Genomic DNA, 6,785 nt, shown 5'->3' on the forward strand with positions numbered 1-6,785 from the left:
CAAAGATTATTGATGACATCTTATTTAACTCCCGATGTACATCATGAAGAAAATTGGTTTAAACTAACACTTCTTTCTTATGTAAATTTGTGGGCTGCCAGAAAATTAGCTGTGGTTTTACCCCGTGATTGGGAACAGTATTTGAAGACTAATAAATCCATCAAAATCACCCCTAGTCTAGTTCAAAGAGACTTTTCAAGAATAATTACGACCTTGGGGACTTTCGCCAAATTTCCCAAACGTCGAGGTTTTTCTTCCGGACGTATTAAAGGTTACAAAAAAGCCCCACGAACTCGTCATGATGTTATCAAGAAAGGGAGCAAAAAATCAACTGAAAACTTAAAAGCTCCTTAGTTTTCCTCAGAATCTATAGATTAGCCCTATTTGTTAGCCAATTTTATTGACTGATACAGAGCCGATATTTTGGGATTTTAGTTTAGCGTAAAATATACGCTAACAAACTTTTTTTGTCCAAAGTCTAATCTCAATAAGCCCTCTAGTTTTTGACAATTTATAGAGCGATCGCCACGGCTGGAACCCTCTTTCAATCAGGGTTTTAACGGGCTTGTCACCCCGTGAGGGTGAGCGGAAATAGAATCACCTGGGTTTAATACCCCATCTAAATAGTCAATACCAAGAGTTTCCAATGTGCTAGGATCGAGTAGATAAGGTTCGGCTGCCTCCCAAAGTGCCAGTAACTTGTTGCCCCAATAAATAACATTAGTGTTAGCAATATTTTTAACCTTTATATCAAAAATATTATTAATCCACCCCCCCGGCTTTTGGGTTCCAAAAACACCCCGATAGATCATCTTACCTGCTTTTTGTTCTTGTACATAGCCTTCTGTGCGAACAAAACGGTTACGAAAATGGACTTTTCCGTTAGGTAAAAAAGAAATAGCACAAACCATTCCATCTCCATCAAAAGGATGTTGTAAGGGTGTCCCTTGCACATCAAATAAACCTGGTCCATTTCTAAACAAAGTTCCTTGTAACTCTTCAGGAACTTTTCCCTCTATATCCTCAATAAAATATTCATATTCATTAGGTTGAGATTGATAGCCCTGTTGCCATTGTTGACGATTGAAAGATAAGTTTTCTTTTTTTTATTAATCGAGATAGTCATGTTTTTTGTTGTTTCTTAAATAGTTTACTTCTTTTTATTGGTAATAAATTCGGGAATGACATCAGGGATTAGAGCATCATCAGTAACCGTCCCTAAAGCTTTACCTTCATAGACTTCACCGACATAACTTATATTTTCTTGTTCCTCTAACTCTTCAGCTTGGGGATCGTTATTAGGTAACCACTTAACTAAGGGTAAAGGTAATAAAGTTGAGAGGTTGGTAATAGTTATCAGTAACCAGAGATTATTAAAATTAGTTTCTGTTACTCCTAACCAATGGGTGAGTAGTGATCCTAATTCATGGGATAATAAGTTTGCTAGATTGACAATGGACATCAATAAAGCAAATAAGGTTGCTTCGATGCCTTTAGGACATAACCTAGCAGATAATACCAAGATGGGTAAAAAAGCAATTTGACCAGCAACAGTTAAAATTAAACTGTCCCCTAAACTGAACCAATGGTCGTCAATTCCCAATAAGCGGTTAGTATGAGTAACTAGCAATAATGTGGTCATTCCAAAAGCAGAAGAAATAACCACACTCCAACCCAAGATATTTCTAAAGGAAACATTTTTAAGGAACTTTTGATAAATCAATACTCCTAACAATGCAGCCACGCTAGTAACCAGACGAACTCGCCCTAAAAATTCTGGTTCAAACCCTAATTCATTGGTAGCAAAATAAAAGAAGGCTGAGTCACCATTAGGAGTAGCTTGCCAGAGAAAAACAAAAGCAGTTGGTAAAAAAATTGATTTCTGTTTAATGGCTTTCCATACCTGTTTTATTTGTTGTTTAACCAAAGATTGATCCTGTTGAGAAAGTAACTCATTTTTACTAACAGGTTCCTCAGCAATCAACCAAGCAGCCAAACAGACAATAAAAGGAAAAATAGCCGTAATTTCAAATACAATTTGATTGCTAAATCTTTCTAACAACAAACCACTTAAATAAGCTGTAATTAACCCCCCAAAAGCTGATACTCCCCAAGTTAAGGATTGTAACGATCCTGCTTGACTTAAAGACTCTTTTCTGGCCCTTTCTACCACCAAGGAGTCAACGATAACATCGCTGATAGCGACAGAAAGAGAGGTTAACAGGAGGGTGACAGTAGCTAACCAGACATTACTAACCACTGTAGCCAATAATATCCAGGATAAACTGCCTAATAGTCCCGAAATAACCAGATAAGGACGACGACGATAGCTAAATATGGGTAAACCGTCCGAAATAAACCCAAATAGGGGTTTGATCACCCAAGGAATCGCAGCAATACCTGTTAATGCACCCATTTGTGCAGGGGTTAAGCCTAAATCATCTTTGAGGAAGAAACTCACCGCTAAACGGGCTAAACCTAAGATTCCTTGCACAAAATAGACGCTCAGGATTGCAAATAGTTCAGCACTAGGTTTATTGCCGAATAATACCGTTTTTGTGAATGTCTTTTTAATTTGTCTCAGGGCAGAAAACGTCGCACTCATGAAGATAAGTAAAGTTTTATAACTTTATCTATCATAAGCGATCGCCTCTATTTGTAGAGATGCTTAATAAATTCTAAATTCTCAGTTCTAAGTTCTAAATTTGCAATTCTCCTCAGTAAACTCTGCTAAAATAATGATCCACGCCCCTCACAAACCGTGCGTTATCTAGGTCAATGAATGACAACGCCTATGCTAAACCCTGATTTAAAAGCAATAGAACTCAACAAAGAAGAGATTGAAAGATACTCTCGCCACATTATCTTGCCAGAAGTGGGGCTAGACGGTCAAAAACGCTTAAAAGCTGCCAGTGTTCTTTGTATCGGAACCGGAGGCTTAGGATCTCCCCTCTTACTATACCTAGCTGCTGCTGGTATTGGACGCATTGGAATTGTCGATTTTGATATTGTTGACAGTTCTAACTTACAACGTCAGATTATTCATGGCACTTCTTGGGTAAATAAACCGAAGATTGAATCAGCCAAAAACCGAATTTTAGAGATAAACCCTGTTTGTCAGGTAGATTTATACGAAACCCGTCTTTCTTCGGAAAATGCGCTCAAGATCATGGAACCCTATGACGTGATAGTAGACGGAACCGATAATTTCCCCACTCGTTACCTCACCAATGATGCTTGCGTCTTGTTGAATAAACCCAACGTTTATGGGTCAATTTTCCGCTTTGAAGGCCAAGCAACCGTATTCAACTACGAAGGGGGTCCCAACTATCGTGACTTATACCCAGAACCTCCCCCACCAGGAATGGTTCCCTCCTGTGCAGAAGGAGGAGTTTTAGGGGTACTACCGGGCATTATCGGCACCATTCAAGCCACCGAAACCATTAAAATCATTTTAGGGGGCTAAAGATACCCTCAGTGGGCGTTTACTGTTGTACAATGCCTGGAATATGACCTTTCGGGAGTTGAAGCTACGACCAAACCCAGAACGGCCTGTAATTAATGATTTGATTGATTATGAGCAGTTTTGTGGCATTCCTCAAGCTCAAGCTGCCGCAACGGAAGAAAAGTCCGCTATTGCTGAAATTAGCGTCAAGGATCTCAAAGATTTAATGGAACATGGGGCTGATGCTTTTGTGTTAATTGATGTGCGTAACGTTAATGAATACGAGATCGCCCGTATTCCTGGTTCTGTCTTAGTTCCTTTACCGGATATCGAACAAGGATCGGGGATCGAGAAAGTGAAAGAGTTGGCCAAAGATCACCGTTTAATTGCTCATTGTAAGATGGGTGGGCGATCGGCTAAAGCTTTAAAAATTCTCCAAGATGCAGGAATAGAAGGAACCAACGTTAAAGGTGGTATTACTGCTTGGAGTCAAGAAGTTGATTCCAATGTTCCTCAATACTAAATATTGATTAGTTTCCATCATAATTAACCTGCTTCTAGTTGTTTAGAAGTGGGTTTTTTATTAATGAACAATGAACAATTAACAATGAACATCTAACTCCGAACTCCGAACTCCGAACTCCTATATGTTTAAATTTTCCTTGTTTTTAAGATTTGAAAACTTTATCTTATGTTAGCATTTTTAAACAGAAATAAGACGATAAAATTAGGAAATTAACCATGAAGTTTGCCCTTGTGAGTGATGATTTTTGTACCATTACAGGAAAAACCGGACGCGCTCGTAAATTTTTGGTTTATGAAGCAACCCAAGATATTAAACCTACTTTAGTCGAAAAATTAGAAGTCCCTCAAACTCAACCCACATTTCACGATCTCCACGATGATGATATTACACCCCATCCTCTAGACAATTATATTTTAATTACAGGAGAAGCAGGTGTGGGTTTAAGCGAGCGTTTAAGTCGTCGTGGTATTACAGTTTATATTACCTCACAAACCGATCCCCTAGAGGCCATTCACGGAGTTATACAAGGTAATATACCAACATTAGCACCAACCCCCCACGGAGAAGATGGCCGCTGTTTAAATCATTAATATTTATTAATAGATTAGGTGGGCAAAATTAAAGAATTGCTATTAATTAGACCACAGATTTTTAATGATTTGCCCACCCTACATTTTGTTAATCAATCTAGCTTAATTTAGATAAGATACCTTTTAGCACTAACCCAAGACAGCCTAACACAAAAATCATGATGATGGGAAACCCAATGAATTTTCCTAGAGGATCGTTACATACTTTCACGATTAATTGATTGGGTATTACTTCAGTTATAGCATTACATTTTTTGCCTTCATCGTCAATTAAAGCCATTAATGCGGTTCCTGTTCCCACCACAGTTACTAAGTTTTGAAAACTGCGATCGCTTTTGGCTTTTTCTGCTTCTATTCGACTGCGAATAATATTAATATTACTTTCTAATAATCTTAATCCAAGTTCCATGTTTTCATAATCTTTTTCTATCTGTACGATATATTTTTGTGTGGATAATTTACTAAATTTATCTAGTAATTGCAAGTTGTCAGATTCTAAAGTTTTGTTTTTAATAATTTCTAACCAGTTTTTATAATTAATTAAATTAAGGTCTACAATTTGTTTTTGAAAGTTTAGTTTAGGGAGATCGACCATGTAAGTTTCTATAATATTTTCGACTTCTTTTATTTTTTTATCCGTTTTTATCTTTTTATTTTGCTCAATACTTCTTTTATTTTCTTCAATTTTTTGATAATATTCAATCAGATTTTTTTTAAGCAAACGACTCTGAGTATAAGCGAATAAAATCTTATGCTTATAAGAGAATAATCCAATCCAATAGTTGTATAATTCTGCTGCTTTTTCCATGCTTTGCAGACTAGGATAAATAACAACAATAATATGTAAGTTTATTTCTTGACTAGGTTGATATTGCCAAAACTCAAAAAATTCTCCTTCAAATAACCGTCCTCGTTCCTTTAAATCTTCTTCAAGATTAGCATCTTTTACAAATAAATCATAACAGTATTTAGCAACTTCTTGGGTAGATTTACGACTATCTTTAGGGAGACAACCTGATAACATCCATGTCTGTCCTATACTACCAGTTTTCCCTCTTAATTTTGCTTCAATTTCTTCTTTAATAAAAGAAAAACTTTTCAGTGGTTGAGAATCGGTTAAATTATCAACAGAACAATCTATTTGTAACCCATAAGTATCATTTAAACGAACAGGATAATAGTATCCTTCTAAGTTTCTATTTTGGTTAACAAAATCAATCGTTTGTTGCTTAGGAAGTAGTTCTAAATATTCGATTTCTATGTCGGGATCAACTAACTTAGTCTTTTTGGGAAGTTTCTTGCGAAAATGGACTTCAAATTTATGATTTTCTTCGTCTGTTGCATTCAGCGAATTTTTTAAATCATAGATGAATAAGTCAATGGTTGGGTAGATAATATCACTCATTATATTAGTTGATAATACTCCAGATTATTGACCTAAATTACCTAAAGTTTGTTTCAACTTATCAAGAGATGATACTTTTTTAACACCAGTTTCCGGTTCTTCGTAACAACTTACCACAACTAGAACATTATTGAGTTGACTATCATATTCTGTGGGTTTACCCGTGGGTTTAAACCCTTTCTCTCTAAACCTATCATCCTTAACCCGAATTTCTCACAAAATCTGCGATCGCCAAACACAGAAGCCTTACAGGAAGTGGGTTTGAACAGAGCGATCGCAGATTTCCCCAACCAACAGTCTGTTGTCAGATTTTAAGTTAAAATTAACCCGAATTAGACAAAGATGAAAAGATAAATCAATCACTCATTTTTCCAAAAAAATTATTAATAAAATCTCTAATAGTACTAGATTGTTAGAATAAAATATGCTATAATTTAATTATTAAAGCAATTTACCTTAAACTGATTTAATGAGTCCCAGTCATCCCCGAACCCCTCGTCAAGTAATCAACTTTAGTAAACAGAAAGGAAAAGAAATAATCGCTAATTTTGATGGGGGACTAATCACTTCAGATGCGGGGATTGTCTGGATAGCTGAGTTGGATAAAAAACTGGGAATTACGGAGAAGTTTGGTAACTGTTTTCAAGATCATCGTCATCAATCTTATGTAGATCATTCCGTTCATGAGTTATTAGCACAAAGGCTTTATGGAATTATTTTAGGCTATGAAGATGTCAATGACCATGATAAATTACGTCACGATCCTGCCCTTAAGATCGCTTTAGAAAAGCTTAATGAACTTGAAGATAAAAAGGGATG

5 protein-coding genes and 3 pseudogenes are annotated in these 6,785 nt (G+C 36.3%); 5 read left to right on the forward strand and 3 right to left on the reverse strand.

Annotated features, from left to right (window positions below; translation table 11 throughout):
• A pseudogene (locus tag CWATDRAFT_RS28570) lies at window positions 1-354 on the forward strand (NF041680 family putative transposase); the annotation flags it as partial.
• A gap of 224 nt (window positions 355-578) precedes the next feature.
• Here the strand turns inward: CWATDRAFT_RS28570 and CWATDRAFT_RS28575 are convergent.
• Window positions 579-1,091: pseudogene (locus CWATDRAFT_RS28575) on the reverse strand (carotenoid oxygenase family protein); the annotation flags it as partial.
• 59 nt (window positions 1,092-1,150) lie between these two features.
• A complete protein-coding gene (locus CWATDRAFT_RS28580) occupies window positions 1,151-2,605 on the reverse strand; it encodes a folate/biopterin family MFS transporter (protein ID WP_007308250.1) in 1,455 nt (484 codons plus the stop codon).
• A 189-nt stretch (window positions 2,606-2,794) separates the two neighbouring features.
• On the opposite strand from CWATDRAFT_RS28580, the pseudogene moeB reads away from it, so the two are divergent.
• Window positions 2,795-3,968 (forward strand): annotated as a pseudogene (gene moeB / locus CWATDRAFT_RS28585) (molybdopterin-synthase adenylyltransferase MoeB).
• Window positions 3,969-4,186: 218 nt separating this feature from the next.
• Entirely contained in the window at window positions 4,187-4,561 is a 375-nt protein-coding gene (locus tag CWATDRAFT_RS28590) for a NifB/NifX family molybdenum-iron cluster-binding protein (RefSeq protein ID WP_007308248.1), read from the forward strand.
• A gap of 97 nt (window positions 4,562-4,658) precedes the next feature.
• Here CWATDRAFT_RS28590 and CWATDRAFT_RS28595 read toward each other — a convergent pair whose 3' ends face one another.
• Entirely contained in the window at window positions 4,659-5,966 is a 1,308-nt protein-coding gene (locus CWATDRAFT_RS28595) for a hypothetical protein (RefSeq protein ID WP_007308249.1), read from the reverse strand.
• 135 nt (window positions 5,967-6,101) lie between these two features.
• Here CWATDRAFT_RS28595 and CWATDRAFT_RS37825 point away from each other — a divergent pair, with 135 nt between their 5' ends.
• Window positions 6,102-6,281, forward strand: a complete 180-nt coding sequence (locus CWATDRAFT_RS37825; RefSeq protein ID WP_157134198.1) for a hypothetical protein — start codon at window positions 6,102-6,104, stop codon at window positions 6,279-6,281.
• Between the two features lie 154 nt (window positions 6,282-6,435).
• A partial coding sequence (locus CWATDRAFT_RS28600; RefSeq protein ID WP_042712735.1) for a transposase occupies window positions 6,436-6,785 on the forward strand: 350 nt, incomplete at its 3' end.

Source organism: Crocosphaera watsonii WH 8501, from assembly GCF_000167195.1.
Classification (GTDB): Bacteria; Cyanobacteriota; Cyanobacteriia; order Cyanobacteriales; family Microcystaceae; genus Crocosphaera; species Crocosphaera watsonii.